An 18,074-nucleotide genomic window follows, 5' to 3' on the forward strand; every position below is an offset into this window, starting at 1 on the left:
ATGCGTTCCGGGCTGGATGCGCCAGTGTTTTTTCTTGGTAAAAATACCCCGATCCGGCCGTCAGCCGCCCAGCGCCTTCAGCAGTTCCTGTGACGGATAGCCGTCCGCGCGCAGCCCCGCCGATTGCTGGAACGCGCGGATCGCGTCGATGGTGTTGGGGCCGATGATCCCGTCGATCTTCTGCACCGCAAAGCCGCGGCTTTGAAGGCGGGTCTGAATGTCCTTCTTTTGCGCGGACGAGATCGGATGGTAATGGCGCGGCCACTCGCCCTGAATCGCGGGGCCGCCCTTCAGCCGGTCTGACAGGTGCCCGACCCCGATGACATAGGCGTCGGCCTTGTTATAGCGCTCGATCACGGCGAAATTGTCAAAGATCATGAAGGCGGCGCCGCTCGATCCGGCGGGCAGCAGGATGGACGCGTTGCCATGGTTCGGCACCGGCTTGCCATTCATGTCGCGGATGCCCTCCGCGGCCCACGCGGCCGGGCTGCGCATCAAGGACCGGCGCGCAAGGGCGGGGTCGAACCCGTCCGGCAGGCGCACTTCCACGCCCCAGGGCTGGCCCTTTTTCCAGCCGAATGTCGCCAGATACGCGGCGGTCGAGGCCAGCGCGTCGACCGGATCGTCCGACCAGATGTCGCGCCGCCCGTCGCCAGTAAAATCCACCGCATAGGTCAGGTATGATGTGGGAATGAACTGCGTATGGCCCATCGCCCCGGCCCAGCTGCCGGTCATCGCGCGGGGCGCGACGTCGCCCGCCTGAATGATCCGGAGCGCCGCGATCAGCTGCTCCTCGAAGAACGCGCCGCGCCGCCCGTCATGAGCCAGCGTCGCCAGCGATGCGATCAGCGGCCGGGCCCCGCGCGCGGCACCATAGGCGCTTTCCAGCCCCCAGATCGCCGCGACCACCTCTTTCTCGACGCCGAACCGCGCCTCGATCCGGTCCAGCGCATCGGCGTGCTGGGCCAGCGCCGCCTTGCCGTTGCTGACGCGCTGCTCCGATACGGCGGTATCCAGATAGTCCCAGATCTGTTTCGTGAATTCCGATTGGTTCCGGTCCAGCTCGATCACCTTGGTGTCATAGGTGACGCCCGCGAAGGCCGCATCGAACACCGCGCCCGCGATGCCCGCGGCCAGTGCGCGCGACCGAAAGCCGGTGATCCATGCGTCAAACCGGGGATTTGCAAGCGCCGCGGGTGCCGGTGCGACCAGGCTCAGATCGCCGGGGCGAGGGGCGGGGCGCTGCGGCGTGGCCGTCGCGATCGCCGCCTGCGCCAGCGTTTCGGGCCGCACTTCGGGACGCGGTGATTGCGTGACCTGCGGGCCTGCCATCCCCTGGCTTGCCATCAGGGCCAGCACTGCTCCGGTCCATGCCGCTCGCGTCATCGCATACCTCCTTTTGCGTCTGGTTTTGTTTCACAATAGGCAACAGTCCGGAAAATCGAAAGCGTCATGGTTGGGGCGGTTGCAAGGAACCGCCGACGCCCGCGCGGCCCGTCAGGCGACGAGGCGCTCCGCAGCGGCGCCGGCCATGTAGCTGATGCGCCCGCCCGCCAGCGTGGCGGCGACCCGGCGGCTTGCACTGTCCAGAATGACGAGGTCGGCCCGCTTGCCCGCCCCCAGATCGCCGCGGTCGGCCAGCCCGAGAAGCTGCGCCGGGCCCTTGGAAACAAGATGCCAAGCGCCCGCCAGATTGCAGATCCCGGCATCCGACAGCAAGAATGCCGCGCGCCGCATCGACGGATAATGATAATCCGAGGCCAGCGCATGAACGCAGCCGATCGCGGCCAGGTCCACCGCGCTCGCATTGCCGTTATGCGAGCCGCCCCGCACGATATTGGGCGCGCCCATGACAACGCTGTCACCGCCCGCAAGGGCGGCTTCTGCGGCGTCCATCGTTTCGGGAAACTCGGCAATCGTCACGCCCATGGCGCGCCATCCGGCGCGCATGGCCGCGCTGCGATCATCATGGCTGCCCATCGCGATGCCCGCCGCGGCCAGATCGGCGGTCAGCCGCGCCAGCGCCTCGGGCACCCGGTCCATGCCTGCGTGAAGCGCCTGCATCGCCTCCAGATGCCGCTCGGGGTTGCGCCCGATGCGCAGGGCCTGCCCGGTCAGGCGGGGGGGGCGTTTGCCGGCCTCCAGCGCCTCATGCGGCAGATGGTCGTTGAAGACGACATAGCCGATATCATGCGCGGCGATCAGCGCGCGCACGGCGTCATAATCGTCCAGCATGGAGATCTCGAACCGCAGCTGGACGCGCAGATCCGTGACCACCTCCGGCCGGGTCTGCGCCAGCCCGTCCAGCACCGACCGGGCAAAATCGGGGCCGCGCATGCCGCCCTCCCAGCTGTAGAACTGGGCGAGGATGGCGGTGGTCACGCCATTGGCGGCCAGCTCGGCCTCGGCGGCGATCAGGCCCGCGCCGATGTCCTTCATCGCGCCGCGGCGCGGCGCCAGATGCCGCTCGAACCCGTCGCCATGTGCATCGATGATGCCGGGCAGGATGGTGAAACCGCTCATGTCCACCGCGCGCCCGCCGCCCGCCGCGATGCGACCGCCCGCAATGGAGAGCGGCGCGCGCGACAGCCCGCCGGGATGCAGCACATCGGCGCCGCGAAACTCCAGCGCCAGGCTCATTCGCCGCCCCAGACGTCGCCCCAGCCGAACAGATCGCCGATGTTCATCTCGTGGTCGAAGGCGCCGTGCATCAAAAACTGCTCGACCTGCGCGATGACCATGGGGTTGTTCATCATGAACGTATGCGTCACCGGCAATTCGATATGATCGGCCATCCCGTCCACGCGGGTCGAGGCGACGGTGACCTTGCCATCGTCCGGCCCCTCCAGCAAAAGCGAGAAATAGGGGTTGAGCGATCTTGTTCCGGCAATGATGCCCAGCTCGAAATCGACGGGCGGCAGGCTTTCGGTGAAGGTGTCGGGGCCGGTGTCCAGCTGCATCCCGGCGGGGCCGTTGAGCCATTCGAACAGCTCCAGACCGCCCAATTCGTCCACCACCTGGCTGCCGTGGTTCGGCGGCGCCAGCATCACCACCCGCCCAAGCCGCTCGGGGCGATGCGCAGGCAGCCATGCGCGCAGCAGGATCCCGCCCATGGAGTGGGTCACGAAATGCACTTTCTGGTCGCCGCATTCCGCCACGGCGCCCGGCAGCACCCTGTCCGCCAGCGCCGAAATCCGCGCCTTGGTGGAGCGGTAGGAGGGGATGACCACCTGCAGGTCGGACGCCTGCAACACCTCGCCCATGACCAGAAAGGACGCGTTGCTGCGCGCCAGCCCGTGCAGCAGCACGGCGCAGTCCGCAAATGCGGGCGCGGGCAGCGCAAGCGCCGCTATGAGGACCGATGTTTTCATCCATCGTCAGATATGCGCAAACTGCACCCGCGAAAAGGCCTCGTTGCCGAAGTCACAGCTGAAAGCGTGCCCATGCCCATCCGTGTCGCCGCCCGCGCGGTCCTGATCCACGAAGCGCATCTTCTGCTGGTGAACGCCTGGCCGGGGCCGGACAGCGATCTTTGGTGCGCGCCGGGCGGCGGCGCGCGGATGCATGAAAGCCTCGCCGAGGGGCTGAAGCGCGAGGTGTATGAGGAAACCGGGCTGGGCATCGATGTCGGTGCGCCCTGTCTGGTCAACGAATTCCACGCGCCCGAGCGGGACTTTCACCAGGTCGAGATATTCTTTCGCTGCACGCTGGCGTCCGGCGTGATCGACGACGACTGGCCCGATCCCGAAGGTATCGTGACGCGCCGCCGCTGGTTCACGCGCGCCGCGCTGCGCGACATTCGGCTGAAACCCGGCAGCCTGCCCGATATCGCCTTTTCAACAGGTGTGGCCTATGATGCCTTGGAAAAGATCGTAACGTAGGTGTGATATGAACAAGGCTTTCACCAAGGAGGAGGACGGCAGCACCGCGCCCCAGCGGCTGGACGATCTGCCGATCTCGCCGCATCCGAACCACGTCACCCCGCGCGGTCTTGCGCAGCTTCAGGCCCGCGCCGAGACGCTGGAGGCTGATATCGCCCGCCTGCGCAGCACCGCGGACGATCCCGAGGCGCTCTATCCGCTGGCCGTGGCCGAGCGCGATCTGCGCTATGTGGCGGCCCGGCTGGGCACGGCGATTCTGGTCGCGCCGCCCGAGGGCGACTATCCGTCGGTGCAGTTCGGCGCGGCCGTCGATGTGGTGGACGAGGACGGAAAGACCACCACCTACACTATCGTCGGCGAGGATGAGGCGGATCCGGCGAAAGGGCTGATCGCGGCGGCGTCGCCCCTGGCGCGCGCGCTGCTCGAATCGCAGCTTGGCGATGTCGTCGAATGGCCCCGCCCCAGCGGAACGGTCGAGCTGGAGGTGACGGCCATCCGCAAGCGGGCGGAGTGAGCGGGTCCCATCAACGCCCCAGTGCCGCGGGAAAGCGCAGCTCAGGCAGATCCCGCTCGGGTCCGGCGATGGCGATATCATCCGCAACGCTGCGAAACCCCGCGCGCAGGAAAAAACCCTGCGGCCCTTTGGCGATGACCCCTTGCTTCGTGAGGCGCGCCCATTCGGCCAGAAGCCCGATCAGGCGCCGTCCGTGCCCGGCGCGTTGCCAGTCCGGGTCTATGGCCATCGGTCCAACGCACAGCAGATCATCCGGCGCCTGCATCCGCGACAGGGCGTAATACCCCACGATCGTGCCGCGATAGGGCAGCACCACTTCGCCCGCCACCAGACCCGACCGGCGCAGATCCCCGATCACCCGCGCCGCGCTGGCGTCTCCATAGGCGCGTGTCAGCAGGTCATCGACGGCGCCCTCTTCGCCTGCGCGCATGTCGCGGCTGAATTCGGGGAATCTCGGGCTCATGTCGGTCTCCAAAATCGGCGGGATGCGGCGCGACGCGCAATGGCGCAGTATGGGCGCAATCGGCGCGGTGTCCATGATCTTCGCGGCGTTCTTGCCTCGGCAGTCTCGCGCAAGCGGGCCCGTGCGCGCACTCGCGGCTTTCACTGGGCGCGACAATCGGGCATGAAGCCCAAAAAGAGGAGCCCTACCATGTCCGACCGTGACCGCACCCCCCTTCTGGCCGTGCTGATTGACGCCGACAACACGTCGCCGCGCTGGACCAAGGCGATCTTCGACGAGATCGCCGGCATCGGCGAGGCATCGGTGCGCCGCTGCTATGGCGATTTTTCCTCCCAGCAGATGAGCGGCTGGAACAAGGTGCAGGCCGAGTTCGGCCTCGTGCCGCATCACCAACCGGCCAATACCGTGGGCAAGAACGCCTCGGACATCGCGCTGGTGATCGACGCGATGGACCTGATGCATTCGGGCCGTTTCGACGGCTTTGTGCTGGTGTCCTCGGACAGTGATTTCACCCGGCTGGCCAGCCGCATCCGCGAGCAGGGGCTGGGCGCCTTCGGCATCGGCGCGAAAAAGACGCCCGAGGCATTCCGGCAGGCCTGCAAGCGCTTCATCTATCTTGAAAACCTTGGCGGACAGCCCGAGGAGGCGCCGGCCAAACCCGCCGCGGTCAACCTCAACGAGGCGCGCGATCTGCTGTTCAAGGCGATGGACAGCATCGATCAGGACAGCGACTGGTATGCGCTGGGCCGCCTTGGCCAGCAGATCACCACGGCCAATCCCGATTTCGACACGCGCTCCTATGGCCACAAGAAGCTGAGCGATCTGATCGCCGCGATCAAGGTGCTGGAGACGCGCCGCGAGGGCAATCAGCTGATGGTGCGGCGCAGGGATTGAGGCGCCGCAATCTGGACAAGCGCGCGGCCCTGTGACACATCAAACCCGATCAAGGAGCGCCCGATGACCATCACCCGTTTTGCACCCTCGCCTACCGGCTATATCCATGTCGGCAACCTGCGCACCGCGCTGATGAACTGGCTCATCGCGCGCAAGGCGGGCGGCACCTTCATCCTGCGCATCGATGACACCGACCCGGTTCGCAGCAAGGAGGAATATGTCGACGCGCTGAAGGAGGATCTGGACTGGCTGGGCCTGCACTGGGACCGCGTCGAGCGGCAGTCCGAGAGGCTGGACCGCTACCACGACGCGGCCGAGAAACTGCGCGGGATGGGCCGCTTCTATGAGGCGTTCGAGACCCCGACCGAGCTGGACCTCAAGCGCAAGAAGCAGCTGAACATGGGCCGCCCGCCGGTTTACGATCGCGCCGCGCTGGCGCTGGATGATACCGAAAAGGACCGTCTGAGGGCCGAGCGGGGGCCGGGCGTCTGGCGCTTCAAGCTGGACCAGGAGCGGATCGAGTGGAATGACGGCGTGCTGGGCGATATCAGCATCGATGCCGCCTCGGTCAGCGATCCGGTGCTGATCCGGGGGGACGGGCAGGTGCTGTATACGCTGGCCTCGGTGGTGGACGATACCGACATGGGCGTCACGCATATCGTGCGCGGATCGGACCATGTGACCAACACCGCGACCCAGATCCAGATCATCGAGGCGCTGGGCGGAGCTGTGCCGCAATTTGCCCATCACTCGCTGCTGACCGGCCCGCAGGGCGAGTCCCTGTCCAAGCGTCTGGGCACGCTGTCCCTGCGCGATCTGCGCGCCCAAGGGGTCGAGCCTGCCGCGCTGCTGAGCCTGATGGCGCGTCTGGGCAGCGCCGATCCGGTCGAGCTGCGCACCGACATGGAGGCGCTGATCGACGGCTTTGACATCAGCCGCTTTGGCGCCGCGCCGACGAAGTTCGACGTCGACGATCTGTTCCCGCTGACGGCGCATTACCTGCAAGGGCTGGATTATGCCGCCGTCGCGCCGCGCATTGCCGCGCTGGGTGTGCCGGACGATCTGGCGCCGCAATTCTGGGCGGTGACGCGCGACAACATCACGACGCTTCAGGATCTGGATGCATGGTGGGCGATGTTCCGCGACGGCGCCGAGCCGGTGATCGAGGACGAGGATGCCGAGTTCATCGTGACCGCCATGACCCTTCTGCCCGAAGGACCGCTGGACGAGGGCAGCTGGGCCGCCTGGACAACGGCCGTGAAGGAAGAGACGGGCCGCAAGGGCAAGGCGCTGTTCATGCCGCTGCGCAAGGCCCTGACCGGGCAGGCGCATGGCCCTGAAATGGCGCAGGTGTTGCCGCTGCTGCAGGTGATCCGCGCCCGCGGCTAAAGCGTTTCGAATTATACTTGAGGCGCGAAGATAATTCGAAACGCGCGAAACACTGTCGTGGTATGGGCGTTTCGAGAAAAGCTGCGCCTCAGTTTTTCTCGAAACGCTTCAGGCCCGGCGCATCGTCACCGGCAGGCGCGCGAGCGCGGCGTCCACAACGTCCGTTTCCTCGCGGCTGAGGCGGCAGGCGCGCGAATAATGCGGGTCCGCGCGGTCGTCCAGCACCGGCACCTCCCATCCATCGGTCGTCTCGAAGAAATGCTGTGCGCCGTCGGTGCCGAACTCGCGCAGATATCCCTGCACGACGACGTCGATATAGCTGAGCAGCAGATGATGCTCGCCCGGCGCCTCGTCCGGGCGCTCCGGCACGGCATAGACGGCGATCTGGGGCGTATGGGGCAGGGGATGCTCGATCATGTGCTCGGCCGGGACGCGGTCATAGGCCCCCTCGCGGATGTCGAGCGCGTGCCAGTCGTCGTCGGGCACCGGCGCGATCAGCCCGTTGATCCACGCATCCTCGTCGCGCACCACCGACAGGAACGCCACCTCGCGCCGACTGGTCGGGCGCCATGTGCGCCGCCAGCCGTTCAGCCGCGCCGGATGTGCATCCTGAAAGCTGTGGGTGCCCCGGTTCACGAGGCTGCCATAGCCGAAGAAATAGGCGTGTGCATGTGCGTTCATGGCCGTGTTCTGCCGCACCCTGCGGCGAATCGCAACAGCCCGCGGCTGCGCCCGCGCGCGCAATTCCCCTTGCCGTGGCTGGCGCGGTATACTACGGTCCACGGCGATTGGAACGGGAGAACCGGCAAGCTGCCGGTGCCGAAGGAGCAACCGCCCCGGAAACTCTCAGGCGCAAGGACCGCTCCGATCATCAGACTCTGGAGAGTGCCCCGCATGCGGGGCCGCCGAAGGGATAGCGATCTCAGGCCAAAGGACAGAGGGGGCATCGTGGCGCAGCAGTCCGGACCCGGACACTTGCGTCTTTGCGATGCCGCAGTTGATAACTTCATCAGCCCGGCAGCCATGGCAGGAGGGCCGGTATGAGCGATCTGAAGGTGACGGTGCTGAACGCGCTGCATCGCGAGCTGGGGGCCAAGATGGTCCCGTTTGCGGGCTACGACATGCCCGTGCAATATCCGATGGGCGTGATGAAGGAACATCTGCACTGCCGCGCGCAGGCCGGTCTTTTCGATGTCAGCCACATGGGCCAGGTCGTGATCACCGCGCCGGGCGGCTACGCCGAGATTGCCGCCGCGATGGAAGCATTGGTGCCTGTTGATGTGGCGGGCCTTGCCGATGGGCGGCAGCGCTATGCGATGTTCACCAACGCGCTTGGCGGGATCGAGGATGATTTCATGATCGCGCGGCGCGGCGAAGAGATGTTCGTCGTCGTCAATGCCAGCCGCAAGGATGCCGATATCCCGCGCATGACCAAGGCGATGACCGGCTGCACCGTGACCGAGGTGACGGACCGCGCGCTGCTGGCGCTGCAGGGCCCCGAGGCGGAAACAGTGCTGGAGGCGCTGGTGCCGGGCGCGGCCGCGATGCGCTTCATGGATATCGCTGTATTACCGTCGGAGTATGGCGAGGTCTGGCTGTCGCGGTCGGGCTATACCGGCGAGGATGGCTACGAGATTTCGGTCGAGGAGGGCCGCGCCGAGGAGCTGGCGCGCGCGCTTCTGGCGCATGACGCGGTCGAACCCATTGGCCTTGGCGCGCGGGACAGCCTGCGGCTGGAGGCGGGATTGTGCCTTTACGGCAATGACATCGACGCAGGCACCACCCCGGTCGAGGCCAATCTGGGCTGGGCCATTCAGAAGGTGCGCCGCGCGGGCGGCACGCGGGCGGGCGGATTTCCCGGCGCCGACGTGATCCTGCCGCAACTGGTTTCAGGCGCCGAGCGCCGCCGCGTGGGGCTGTCGCCCGAAGGGCGCGCGCCGATGCGCGAAGGCACGCCGCTTTTTGCGGACGAGACCGCCGAGACGGCGATCGGCACCATCACCTCCGGCGCGTTCGGGCCCAGCATCGAGGCGCCGATGTCCATGGGCTATGTCTCAACCGATCTGGCGGCGCCGGGCACCACCGTTTACGGTGAGGTCAGGGGCAAACGCCTGCCCGCCAAGGTGGTCGCGCTGCCCTTCAAACCTGCAAACTTCAAACGCTGATATCCAAGGGAGATCCCAGGCATGAAATTTACCGAAGAACACGAATGGCTGCGCGTCGAGGACGATCTGATCGTCGTCGGCATCACCGAACATGCCGCCGAGCAGCTGGGCGACATCGTCTTTGTCGAACTGCCCGAGGTCGGCACCGAGGTGGTCAAGGATGACGAGGTCGTCGTGATCGAAAGCGTCAAGGCCGCGAGCGACATCCTGGCCCCCATCGACGGCGAGATCGTCGAGGTGAACGAGACGCTGGCCGACGCGCCCAGCACCGTCAACGAGGACGCGATCGGCAATGGCTGGTTCTTCAAGATCAAGACCGATGACATGAGCCAGCTGGACGACATGATGGACGAGGCCGCCTACAAGAAATTCATCGGCTAGCGCCCGCATCCCGCCGGGGGACGCCTCTGGCGGGAGTATTTTTGCCAAGATGAAGCATGGGCAGGGCACATGAGAGGCTTGCCTGGCTTCCGGAACCTGATGGAGTGTGACATGTCGTTCGAGCCCACCGACTATCTGCCTTACGATTTCGCCAACCGGCGCCATATCGGCCCGTCGCCCGAAGAGATGAAGGACATGCTGGAGGTGCTGGGAACCGGCAGCCTCGATGCGCTGATCGACCAGACGGTGCCCAAGGCGATCCGGCAGGAAAAACCGCTGGATTTCGGCAAGGCCAAGTCCGAGCGCGAATTGCTGCATCACATGCGGCAGGTGGCGGGCAAGAACAAGGTTCTGGTCAGCCTGATCGGGCAGGGATATCACGGCACCGTCACGCCGCCCGCCATCCAGCGGAACATTTTCGAGAACCCCGCCTGGTACACCGCCTACACGCCCTACCAGCCCGAGATTTCGCAGGGCCGCCTTGAGGCGCTGCTGAATTTCCAGACCATGATCAGCGACCTGACCGGCCTTGAGATCGCCAACGCGTCGCTGCTGGACGAATCGACCGCCTGCGCCGAGGCGATGACGACCGCGCAGCGCGTGGCGAAATCCAAGGCCAAGGCGTTTTTCGTGGATCGCGATTGCCATCCTCAGAACATCGCGCTGGTGCAGACACGCGCCGCGCCCTTGGGCATTGAGGTGATCGTCGGCAATCCGGACAAGATGGAAGCGGACAAGGTCTTTGGCGCGCTTTTCCAGTATCCGGGCACCTATGGCCACGTGCGCGATTTCACCGATCACATCGCAAAGCTGCACGAGCATGGCGCGATCGGCATTGTCAGCGCCGACCCGCTGGCGCTGTGCCTGCTGAAGGAGCCGGGCGCGATGGATGCCGACATTGCCGTCGGCAGCACGCAGCGGTTCGGCGTGCCCTTGGGCTATGGCGGCCCGCACGCCGCCTATATGGCCTGCCGCGACGAGTACAAGCGCGCCATGCCGGGCCGGATCGTGGGCGTCAGTATCGACAGCCACGGCAACCGCGCCTACCGCCTCGCCCTGCAAACACGCGAGCAGCATATCCGCCGCGAGAAGGCCACCAGCAACGTGTGCACCGCGCAGGCGCTCTTGGCCGTGATGGCGTCAATGTATGCCGTGTTCCACGGACCGAAGGGGCTGAAGGCCATTGCCCAGCGTATCCACCGCAAGACCGTGCGCCTGGCCAAGGGGCTGGAGGCGGCCGGTTTCCAGGTGGATCCGCAGGCGTTTTTCGACACGATCACCGTCGATGTCGGGCCCTTGCAGGCCGCCGTGATGAAATCGGCGCTGGACGAGGGGATCAACCTGCGCCGCGTCGGCGAGACGCGCGTCGGCATCGCGCTGGATGAATGCACGCGCACGGAAAACATCGAGAGCGTCTGGCGCGCCTTCGGCATTTTCGATGCGGATGACGATTTCAAGCCCGAATACCGCGTGCCGGACAAGATGCACCGCACCTCCGATTTCCTGACGCATCCGGTGTTCCACATGAACCGGGCCGAGACGGAGATGATGCGCTACATGCGCCGTCTTGCCGATCGCGATCTGGCGCTGGACCGCGCGATGATTCCGCTGGGCAGTTGCACGATGAAGCTGAACTCGGCGGCCGAGATGATGCCGGTCAGCTGGCGCGAATTCAGCCGGATGCACCCGTTCGTGCCGCGCGATCAGGCGCTGGGTTATCACGAGCTGATCGATGATCTGAGCGCCAAGCTGTGTTCGATCACCGGCTATGACGCCATTTCGATGCAGCCCAACTCGGGCGCGCAGGGGGAATATGCGGGGCTGCTCAGCATCGCCGCCTATCATCGCGCGAACGGGCAGGAGGAACGCAACGTGTGCCTGATCCCGACCAACGCGCATGGCACCAACCCGGCCAGCGCCAACATGGTCGGCTGGAAGGTGGTGCCGGTCAAATGCAACGCGCGCGGCGATATCGACATGGATGATTTCCGCGCCAAGGCCGAAAAGCATTCGGACAAGCTGGCCGCCTGCATGATCACCTATCCCAGCACGCATGGCGTGTTCGAGGAAACCGTGATCGACGTGTGCAGCATCACGCATGAGCATGGCGGGCAAGTCTATATCGACGGGGCCAACATGAACGCGATGGTGGGCCTGTCGCGCCCCGGCGATCTGGGCGGAGACGTGAGCCACCTGAACCTGCACAAGACGTTCTGCATCCCGCATGGCGGCGGCGGCCCCGGCATGGGGCCGATCGGGGTGAAATCGCACCTGATCCCGCATCTGCCGGGCCACCCGCATACCGGCGGCACCGAAGGGCCGGTTTCGGCCGCGCCCTATGGCTCGCCGTCGCTGTTGCCGATCTCATGGGCCTATATCCTGATGATGGGCGGCAAGGGCCTGACGCAGGCGACGCGGGTGGCGATCCTCAATGCCAACTACATCGCCAAGCGGCTGGAGGGGGCGTATGACGTTCTCTACAAGGGCGAGAACGGGCGCGTGGCGCATGAGTGCATCCTCGATACCCGCCCCTTCGAGAAAAGCTGCGGGGTGACGGTGGATGACATCGCCAAGCGTCTGGTCGATTGCGGGTTTCACGCGCCGACGATGAGCTTTCCGGTGGCCGGTACGCTGATGGTCGAACCGACCGAGAGCGAGACCAAGGCCGAGCTGGACCGGTTCTGCGATGCGATGCTGGCGATCCGGCAGGAGATCCGCGACATCGAAGAAGGCAAGATCGACGCCGAGAACAACCCGCTGAAGAACGCGCCGCACACGATGGAGGATCTGGTCCGCGACTGGGACCGTCCCTATACGCGCGAGCAGGGCTGCTTCCCTCCGGGGGCGTTCCGGGTGGACAAGTATTGGCCGTCCGTGAACCGCGTCGACAACGCCTATGGCGACCGCAACCTGATCTGCACCTGCCCGCCGATGGAGGATTACGCCGAAGCGGCAGAGTAAAGCGCATCGCGCAGCAAAGCGGGCCCCGCCACGGGCCCCGCTTTTCTCATTCGCGCGCGCGCAGGACCTGCGCCGGCCGCGCGGACAGGGGCCGCCACGCGAATACCAGCGCGGTCAGCAGCGTGACCGTCACGCCCGCCGCCACGATCAGCAGCGCCGAGGGCCAGAGCACGGCATATCTCACCTCCAGCACATAGTGGCTGACAGCCCAGCCGCCCAAGGCACCCGCCGCGATCGCGACAGCCCCCGCAGCGGCGCCCAGAAGCACCGCGCGGATCGCCAGGCTGGCCAGTATCCGCCCGCGTGTCGCGCCCAGCGTCTTCAGCACGGCGGCCTCGAAGATGCGGGCGTTCTGATCGGCGGCCGCCGCGCCGATCAGCACCAGCAGCCCGGTGAGGAGCGTCGCCGACGCCCCCCAGGACGTGGCCGCCGCCAGCCCCGCCAGCAGGTCTGCCACGCGGTCAATCGCGCTGCGCACCGAGATGCCGGTGACGTTGGGCCAGCTGTCCGAGACCTCGCGCAGGATGCGCGCCTCGGCGTCCTCGTCGGCATAGACGGTGGCGATGGCGCTGTGCGGCGCGCCCGCCAGCGCCGACGGGTTCATCACCATGATGAACCCGATCCCGGCAGTTGAAAAATCCACTTCGCGCAGGCTGGTCACTGTTGCGGTGATGTCCCGGCCAAGGATGTTGACCGTGATCGCGTCGCCCAGGCCGATCCCGATTTCCGCGGCTTCCTCGGAGGCAAAGCTGATCTGAGGGGGGCCGTCGTAATCGGCGGGCCACCATTCACCGGCGTCGAGCGGGCCGTTTGCGCTGGCGGCATAGGTGATGCCCCGGTCGCCGTTCAGGACCCAGTGATCGCCCGCCACGTCCGCGGGATCCTGCCCGTTGATGGCGGTGATCATGCCGCGCAGCATCGGTGCGCTATCGACCCGGCTGACGGCGGCATCGCCCTGCGTCATCTCCAGAAAATCGGGCAGTTGATCGGGCTGAAGGTCGATGAAGAAGAACGAGGGCGCGCGCCCCGGCAGGTCGTTGGAGATCGAGCCGCGCAAGGTGCCGTCGATCTGACCCACCGCCGCCAGCACCGTCAGGCCAAGGCCGAGCGACAGCATCGCGGGCACCGCCGTGCTGCGCGGCCCGCCGATCGCCGCCAGCGCCCAGTGCAGCGCCGGGCGCCCCCGCGCCCATGGTCGCGCCAGCCGCGCCGCCGCGCGCACGAGGGCCGCGGCCAGCGCAAGAAATGCCAGCGCGCCGATGATGCCGCCGGCCGTCCACAGCGTCAGGCGCAGGTTGCCCGAAAACCACGCTGCCGCGCCCAGCAGCGCAGCCAGCAGCAGCGCGATGATGGCCAAGGCAGGCCAGCGAGGCAGCTTGCGCGCGTCCGCGCCGCCGTCGCGAAACAGGCTCGCCGCGCGGATATCCTGCACCCGCGAGAGCGGCGCGAGCGTAAAGATCAGCACCGCCAGCGCGCCGTAGATCACCGCCTCGGCCATCGGGCGGCCGTAAAAGGCGAACGCGGCGGGCACCGGCAGGCGCGCTTCGATCACCGGGGCCAGCAGCACCGGAATGCCCGCGCCAAGAGTCGTCCCAAGGATCAGTCCCAGCAGCGCAAGCGCTCCGATCTGCAGAAAATACGTGGCAAGAATGGTCCCGCGGTCCGCGCCCAGCGTGCGCAGGATGGCGATGGTTCCTGTCTTGCGCGCCAGATGCGCGCGCAGGGCCGCCGATATGCCGACGCCGCCCACCGCCAGCCCGCTGAGCCCGACCAGCACCAGAAATGCGCCCAGCCGGTCGACGAATGTCGCGATCCCTGGCGCGCCGTTGCGCGCATCGCGCCATTCGATCCCGCTGGTGCCAAGGCTGTCCTGGGCGCTGCGCTCCAGCGCGGCCAGGTCGGCGCCCTCGGGCAGGGCCAGCCGGTAGCGCGTGCTGAACAGCGTGCCCGCCTGCAAAAGGCCCGAAGATTGCAGCGCCGCGGTCCGCACCAATGTGCGCGGTCCCAGCGCAAAGCCGGCGGCGGCGCCGTCAGGCTCGTCCTCAAGCGCGGCGGCCAGCACGAAATCCTGCCCGCCCAGCCGAAAGACATCCCCCACCGCCAGCCCCAGCCGCGCGATCAGGGCAGGGGCCATGACCGCGCCCGGCACGCCCTCGCGCCCGTCCAGCGCCGCCGCCAGCGGCATCGCGGGATCAAGCACGACGCCGCCAATCAGCGGATAGGCGTCATCCACGGCCTTGACCTGAGTCAGGGCCCGGTCGCCCCCGGCGGTGACGGCAAGGGAGCGGAAGTCGACGATCTCGGACACCGCATCTGACCGCGCCGCCATCCATGCGCGCTCCTCCTCGTTCGCAAAGCGGTAGGTCAGCCCGATCTCGGCATCGCCGCCCAGCAGCAGGGCGCCCTTTTCGGCCAGCCCGCCCTCGATGCTGGCGCGGATCGTGCCGACCGCGGCAATCGCGGCAACGCCCAGAATGATGCAAGCCAGCAGGATGCGGAAACCGGCCAGACCGCCGCGCAGCTCGCGCGCTGCCAGCCGTGCGGCGATACGCAGGTTCATGCCCTCTGCCCGATGCGTGTCTGTGCGGGCCGCCCGGCCATGTCGTCGATCCGCCCATCGCGCAGGGCGATGACGCGGTCGCAGCGCGCCGCGAGTTCAGGATCATGCGTCACCAGAATAAGGGTCGCGCCGTGCTCGGCGCTCAGATCGAACAGCAGATCGATGATCGCGGCGCCCGTGGCGCTGTCCAGATTGCCGGTCGGCTCGTCGGCAAGGATCAGCCGGGGGCGGGGCGCGGTGGCACGGGCCAGCGCAACGCGCTGCTGCTCGCCGCCCGACAATTGCGACGGGTAATGACCCGCGCGCCCCTGCAGCCCCACCGCCGCCAGCTGCGCCTCGGCGCGGGCGGCGGCATCGGGCGCGCCCGCCAGTTCCAGCGGCACGGCGACATTCTCCAGCGCGGTCATCGTCGGGATCAGGTTGAAGGACTGAAAGACCACTCCCATGGCCCCGCGCCGCAGACGCGCCAGCGCATCCTCGCCCAGATCGTTCAACTCGTGGCCCAGCGTCGTCACGCGGCCCGCGCTGGCGCGCTCCAGCCCGCCCATCACCATCAGAAGCGATGATTTGCCCGAGCCTGACGGCCCGATCAGGGCCAGCGCCTCGCCCTCCGCCACATCGAGGGAAATCGATTTGAGGATCTCGACCTCACCAGCGCCCGACCTAAGTGTTAAACCAACATTTTCCAAAGAAACGATGAAAGAGGACATGCAATGCGCCTGACTGTAAGGGATCTGATCACATATGGGGCCTGCCACCTGCGCGGCAAGGCATTGTTGCCTGTTCTTCTGGTTGCCAGCCTTGTCGCCGGGGCCCCGGCGCGCGCGGCCGATGAGGGCGAGTTGAGCGTCATGGCGTTCGGCGACAGCCTGACGGCGGGATACGGGGTGAAGCGCGAGGACGGCTTTGTCGCGCAACTCAGCGTCTGGCTGAGCGAAAACGGCACGCCGCAGGGCGTGCCCGTGCGACTGATCAACGCGTCGGTGTCGGGCAGCACGACGGCCGGGGGCGTGCGGCGAATCGACTGGGCGCTGGGCGATGCGCCTGACGCGATGATCGTCGAGCTGGGCGGCAATGATCTGCTGCGCGGTGTCGATCCGGCAGAAACCCGCGCCAACCTGGATAGGATCCTGACCAAGGCGACGGAGAATGACATCGAGGTGCTGCTCGTCGGGCTGATCGCCAAGGACAATTACGGCCCCGATTATCGCGCCGCATTCAACGCGATTTACCCAGAGCTTGCCGCGAAGCATGACACCATGCTGAAGCTGGATTTCTTCGCCGGCCTGCCCGAGGATCCCGCCGCGCGCGCGCCTTACGTGCAGGATGACGGCAACCATCCGAACGCGAAGGGCGTCGCGCTGATCGTGCAGGATATCGGGCCGCAGGTGCAGGAGCTGATCGCGCAGAGCCTGGCCAATCGCCCGTAGGGCAACGAAAAAGGGGCCCCGCGGGGCCCCGATTTACCACTTGTCTAAATTCAGGCTTACGCCAGAACGATGTTCGATGCCGATTCGCGGCCGTCACGGCCTGCTTCGATGTCGAAGGTCACTTTCTGGTCGTCTGCGAGGCCGGTCAGGCCCGCACGCTCGACTGCGGAGATGTGCACGAACACATCCTTGCCGCCCCCATCGGGTGCAATGAAGCCGTAGCCTTTAGTAGAATTGAACCATTTCACGGTGCCATTGGCCATATCCGTAACTCCTTGGTATATGCTGCCCGCGTTGGTGCGGCAGCCCGGCTAGTCAGTGCAAGATCGAGTGCCTGAGCCGTAAGGAGCAGATGGTCGATAGTGGTAACGTCGCAGCGATAATATGGCCCATCCCGGACGATTTTGCAAGAGGCTAGCATGGCGCGCGCCTCCGCGCCCTGTTTCAGCGGCCGCTCAGATGACGCAGGGCGGTGCGCGGCAGGCGCCGCAGGACGAGCCTGCACAGGCCCGGATACTCAATCCTTCCGGCCATCAGATCGAGATACGCGCCCTTCAGCACCGAGGAGCGCGCAAAGGCGCGGCGGAACATCGGCGCCATGCGGCGCGAGAAGATCAGCCGTCTCAACCAGCCCGCCATCGCCAGATCGCGGTGAAGGGGGCGCAACGCGCGCCTGTAGCGGCGCAGCGCCGTGTCCGGACGCCCGGCGGCAATCGCGGCCGCCGCGGCCTGCGCCGCCGCCGCGCCGGACTGCAGCGCATGCGCGATCCCCTCGCCGGTAATCGGATCCACCAACCCGGCCGCATCGCCCGCAAGCAGCACCGCGCCCCTCCGGGCACGCGGCGAAAATCGCCGAAGGGCAGGAAATGCCCCTTGGCCGAACAGTCCGCGCCATCGCCCAGCAGGCGGCGATAGGCGGCCAGCCGCGCCTTCATGTTCGGATTGCTCGCTTGCAGCCCTCCGACCCCGATCGTGGTGCTGGCGGTCTTGGGAAACCGCCAGCCATAGCCCCATGCCGCCGCATCGAGGTCGATCTGGATCGCGCCGGGGCAGGGGTCCGGCGGCGCCTCCAGCTCCAGCGCAAAGCCGATGCGCTCGGGATCGAAGGCGCGTCCGAACAGCGTCCGCGCGACGGCGCTGTTGACCCCGTCCGCGCCGATCATGACCTGGCCGGTCAGGGCGGTTCCATCCGCCAGCAGGGCGCCCGGCGTGTCGCTGTCAATCCGCCCGATCCGCTGGCCCGTGAAGCATGCAGCGCCGGCGGCCTGCGCCAGACCGAGCAGATGCGCGTCCATATCCCAGCGCATCGTCAGGTATAGCGGCGGCGTCCGGGCGACGGCGCCAAGCTGGGCGGCGCCCTGAAGTGGTCCGGCAAACCTGGACAGCGTGCTAAGATGTATCCGACAATGACGACAGGATACACAAATGACGAAGAG

Annotated in this window: 17 protein-coding genes, 1 pseudogene and 1 riboswitch; of the genes and pseudogenes, 8 read left to right on the plus strand and 10 right to left on the minus strand. The window is 66.9% G+C overall.

Annotated features, from left to right (window positions below):
* Nucleotides 1-60 precede the first annotated feature (60 nt).
* The 3 genes from DC366_RS12455 to DC366_RS12465 all read right to left on the minus strand — a co-directional run bounded on the left by DC366_RS12455 (nt 61) and on the right by DC366_RS12465 (nt 3,371).
* Nucleotides 61-1,386, minus strand: coding sequence for a lytic murein transglycosylase (locus tag DC366_RS12455; RefSeq protein WP_108692533.1), 1,326 nt, complete (start codon nt 1,384-1,386; stop codon nt 61-63).
* Nucleotides 1,387-1,497: 111 nt separating this feature from the next.
* Entirely contained in the window at nt 1,498-2,640 is a 1,143-nt protein-coding gene (locus DC366_RS12460) for an alpha-D-ribose 1-methylphosphonate 5-triphosphate diphosphatase (RefSeq protein WP_108692534.1), read from the minus strand.
* On the minus strand, nt 2,637-3,371 hold the full coding sequence (locus tag DC366_RS12465) for an esterase/lipase family protein (protein ID WP_108692535.1): 735 nt from the start codon (nt 3,369-3,371) through the stop codon (nt 2,637-2,639). The genes DC366_RS12460 and DC366_RS12465 overlap by 4 nt, the downstream gene beginning before the upstream one ends.
* 72 nt (nt 3,372-3,443) lie before the next feature.
* On the opposite strand from DC366_RS12465, the gene DC366_RS12470 reads away from it, so the two are divergent.
* Entirely contained in the window at nt 3,444-3,881 is a 438-nt protein-coding gene (locus tag DC366_RS12470; RefSeq protein ID WP_243405117.1) for an NUDIX domain-containing protein, read from the plus strand.
* Between the two features lie 7 nt (nt 3,882-3,888).
* The gene (locus DC366_RS12475) at nt 3,889-4,395 is read left to right on the plus strand and encodes a GreA/GreB family elongation factor (protein WP_108692537.1); all 507 of its coding nucleotides are present in this window, start codon (nt 3,889-3,891) and stop codon (nt 4,393-4,395) included.
* A gap of 10 nt (nt 4,396-4,405) precedes the next feature.
* Here DC366_RS12475 and DC366_RS12480 read toward each other — a convergent pair whose 3' ends face one another.
* Entirely contained in the window at nt 4,406-4,858 is a 453-nt protein-coding gene (locus DC366_RS12480; protein WP_108692577.1) for a GNAT family N-acetyltransferase, read from the minus strand.
* Nucleotides 4,859-5,047: 189 nt separating this feature from the next.
* Here DC366_RS12480 and DC366_RS12485 point away from each other — a divergent pair, with 189 nt between their 5' ends.
* Both DC366_RS12485 and gltX read left to right on the plus strand, forming a co-directional pair.
* Complete coding sequence (locus tag DC366_RS12485) at nt 5,048-5,752, plus strand: NYN domain-containing protein (protein WP_108692538.1); 705 nt, start codon at nt 5,048-5,050, stop codon at nt 5,750-5,752.
* Nucleotides 5,753-5,815: 63 nt separating this feature from the next.
* Nucleotides 5,816-7,141: a glutamate--tRNA ligase gene (gene gltX, locus DC366_RS12490; protein WP_108692539.1), complete on the plus strand. Its 1,326-nt coding sequence runs from the start codon at nt 5,816-5,818 to the stop codon at nt 7,139-7,141.
* Between the two features lie 108 nt (nt 7,142-7,249).
* Here gltX and DC366_RS12495 read toward each other — a convergent pair whose 3' ends face one another.
* Complete coding sequence (locus DC366_RS12495) at nt 7,250-7,822, minus strand: gamma-glutamylcyclotransferase family protein (protein ID WP_108692540.1); 573 nt, start codon at nt 7,820-7,822, stop codon at nt 7,250-7,252.
* Nucleotides 7,823-7,925: 103 nt separating this feature from the next.
* Nucleotides 7,926-8,013, plus strand: a riboswitch (glycine riboswitch).
* Between the two features lie 168 nt (nt 8,014-8,181).
* Between DC366_RS12495 and gcvT the strand changes: the two genes are divergently transcribed.
* The 3 genes from gcvT (at nt 8,182) to gcvP (ending at nt 12,648) form a co-directional block, all read left to right on the plus strand.
* Complete coding sequence (gcvT, locus tag DC366_RS12500; RefSeq protein WP_108692541.1) at nt 8,182-9,306, plus strand: glycine cleavage system aminomethyltransferase GcvT; 1,125 nt, start codon at nt 8,182-8,184, stop codon at nt 9,304-9,306.
* A 21-nt stretch (nt 9,307-9,327) separates the two neighbouring features.
* Entirely contained in the window at nt 9,328-9,687 is a 360-nt protein-coding gene (gene gcvH, locus DC366_RS12505) for a glycine cleavage system protein GcvH (RefSeq protein WP_108692542.1), read from the plus strand.
* Between the two features lie 111 nt (nt 9,688-9,798).
* On the plus strand, nt 9,799-12,648 hold the full coding sequence (gcvP, locus tag DC366_RS12510) for an aminomethyl-transferring glycine dehydrogenase (RefSeq protein WP_108692543.1): 2,850 nt from the start codon (nt 9,799-9,801) through the stop codon (nt 12,646-12,648).
* Between the two features lie 46 nt (nt 12,649-12,694).
* Here gcvP and DC366_RS12515 read toward each other — a convergent pair whose 3' ends face one another.
* Together DC366_RS12515 and DC366_RS12520 are read right to left on the minus strand one after the other, a co-directional pair.
* Nucleotides 12,695-15,208: an ABC transporter permease gene (locus DC366_RS12515; RefSeq protein WP_108692544.1), complete on the minus strand. Its 2,514-nt coding sequence runs from the start codon at nt 15,206-15,208 to the stop codon at nt 12,695-12,697.
* Nucleotides 15,205-15,918, minus strand: a complete 714-nt coding sequence (locus DC366_RS12520; protein ID WP_108692545.1) for an ABC transporter ATP-binding protein — start codon at nt 15,916-15,918, stop codon at nt 15,205-15,207. Before DC366_RS12520 ends, DC366_RS12515 begins: the two co-directional genes overlap by 4 nt.
* A 3-nt stretch (nt 15,919-15,921) precedes the next feature.
* Between DC366_RS12520 and DC366_RS12525 the strand changes: the two genes are divergently transcribed.
* Nucleotides 15,922-16,638 (plus strand): arylesterase, encoded by a 717-nt coding sequence (locus tag DC366_RS12525; protein ID WP_108692546.1) that lies wholly within the window; start codon nt 15,922-15,924, stop codon nt 16,636-16,638.
* Between the two features lie 56 nt (nt 16,639-16,694).
* Here DC366_RS12525 and DC366_RS12530 read toward each other — a convergent pair whose 3' ends face one another.
* The 3 genes and pseudogenes from DC366_RS12530 to DC366_RS20505 all read right to left on the minus strand — a co-directional run.
* Complete coding sequence (locus DC366_RS12530) at nt 16,695-16,901, minus strand: cold-shock protein (protein WP_108692547.1); 207 nt, start codon at nt 16,899-16,901, stop codon at nt 16,695-16,697.
* A 181-nt stretch (nt 16,902-17,082) separates the two neighbouring features.
* The gene (locus DC366_RS19900) at nt 17,083-17,265 is read right to left on the minus strand and encodes a hypothetical protein (protein WP_165802900.1); all 183 of its coding nucleotides are present in this window, start codon (nt 17,263-17,265) and stop codon (nt 17,083-17,085) included.
* A gap of 81 nt (nt 17,266-17,346) precedes the next feature.
* Nucleotides 17,347-17,652, minus strand: a pseudogene (locus DC366_RS20505) (FAD-dependent monooxygenase); the annotation flags it as partial.
* Nucleotides 17,653-18,074 lie beyond the last annotated feature (422 nt).

The organism is Pelagivirga sediminicola (assembly GCF_003072125.1).
GTDB lineage: Bacteria > Pseudomonadota > Alphaproteobacteria > Rhodobacterales > Rhodobacteraceae > Roseovarius > Roseovarius sediminicola.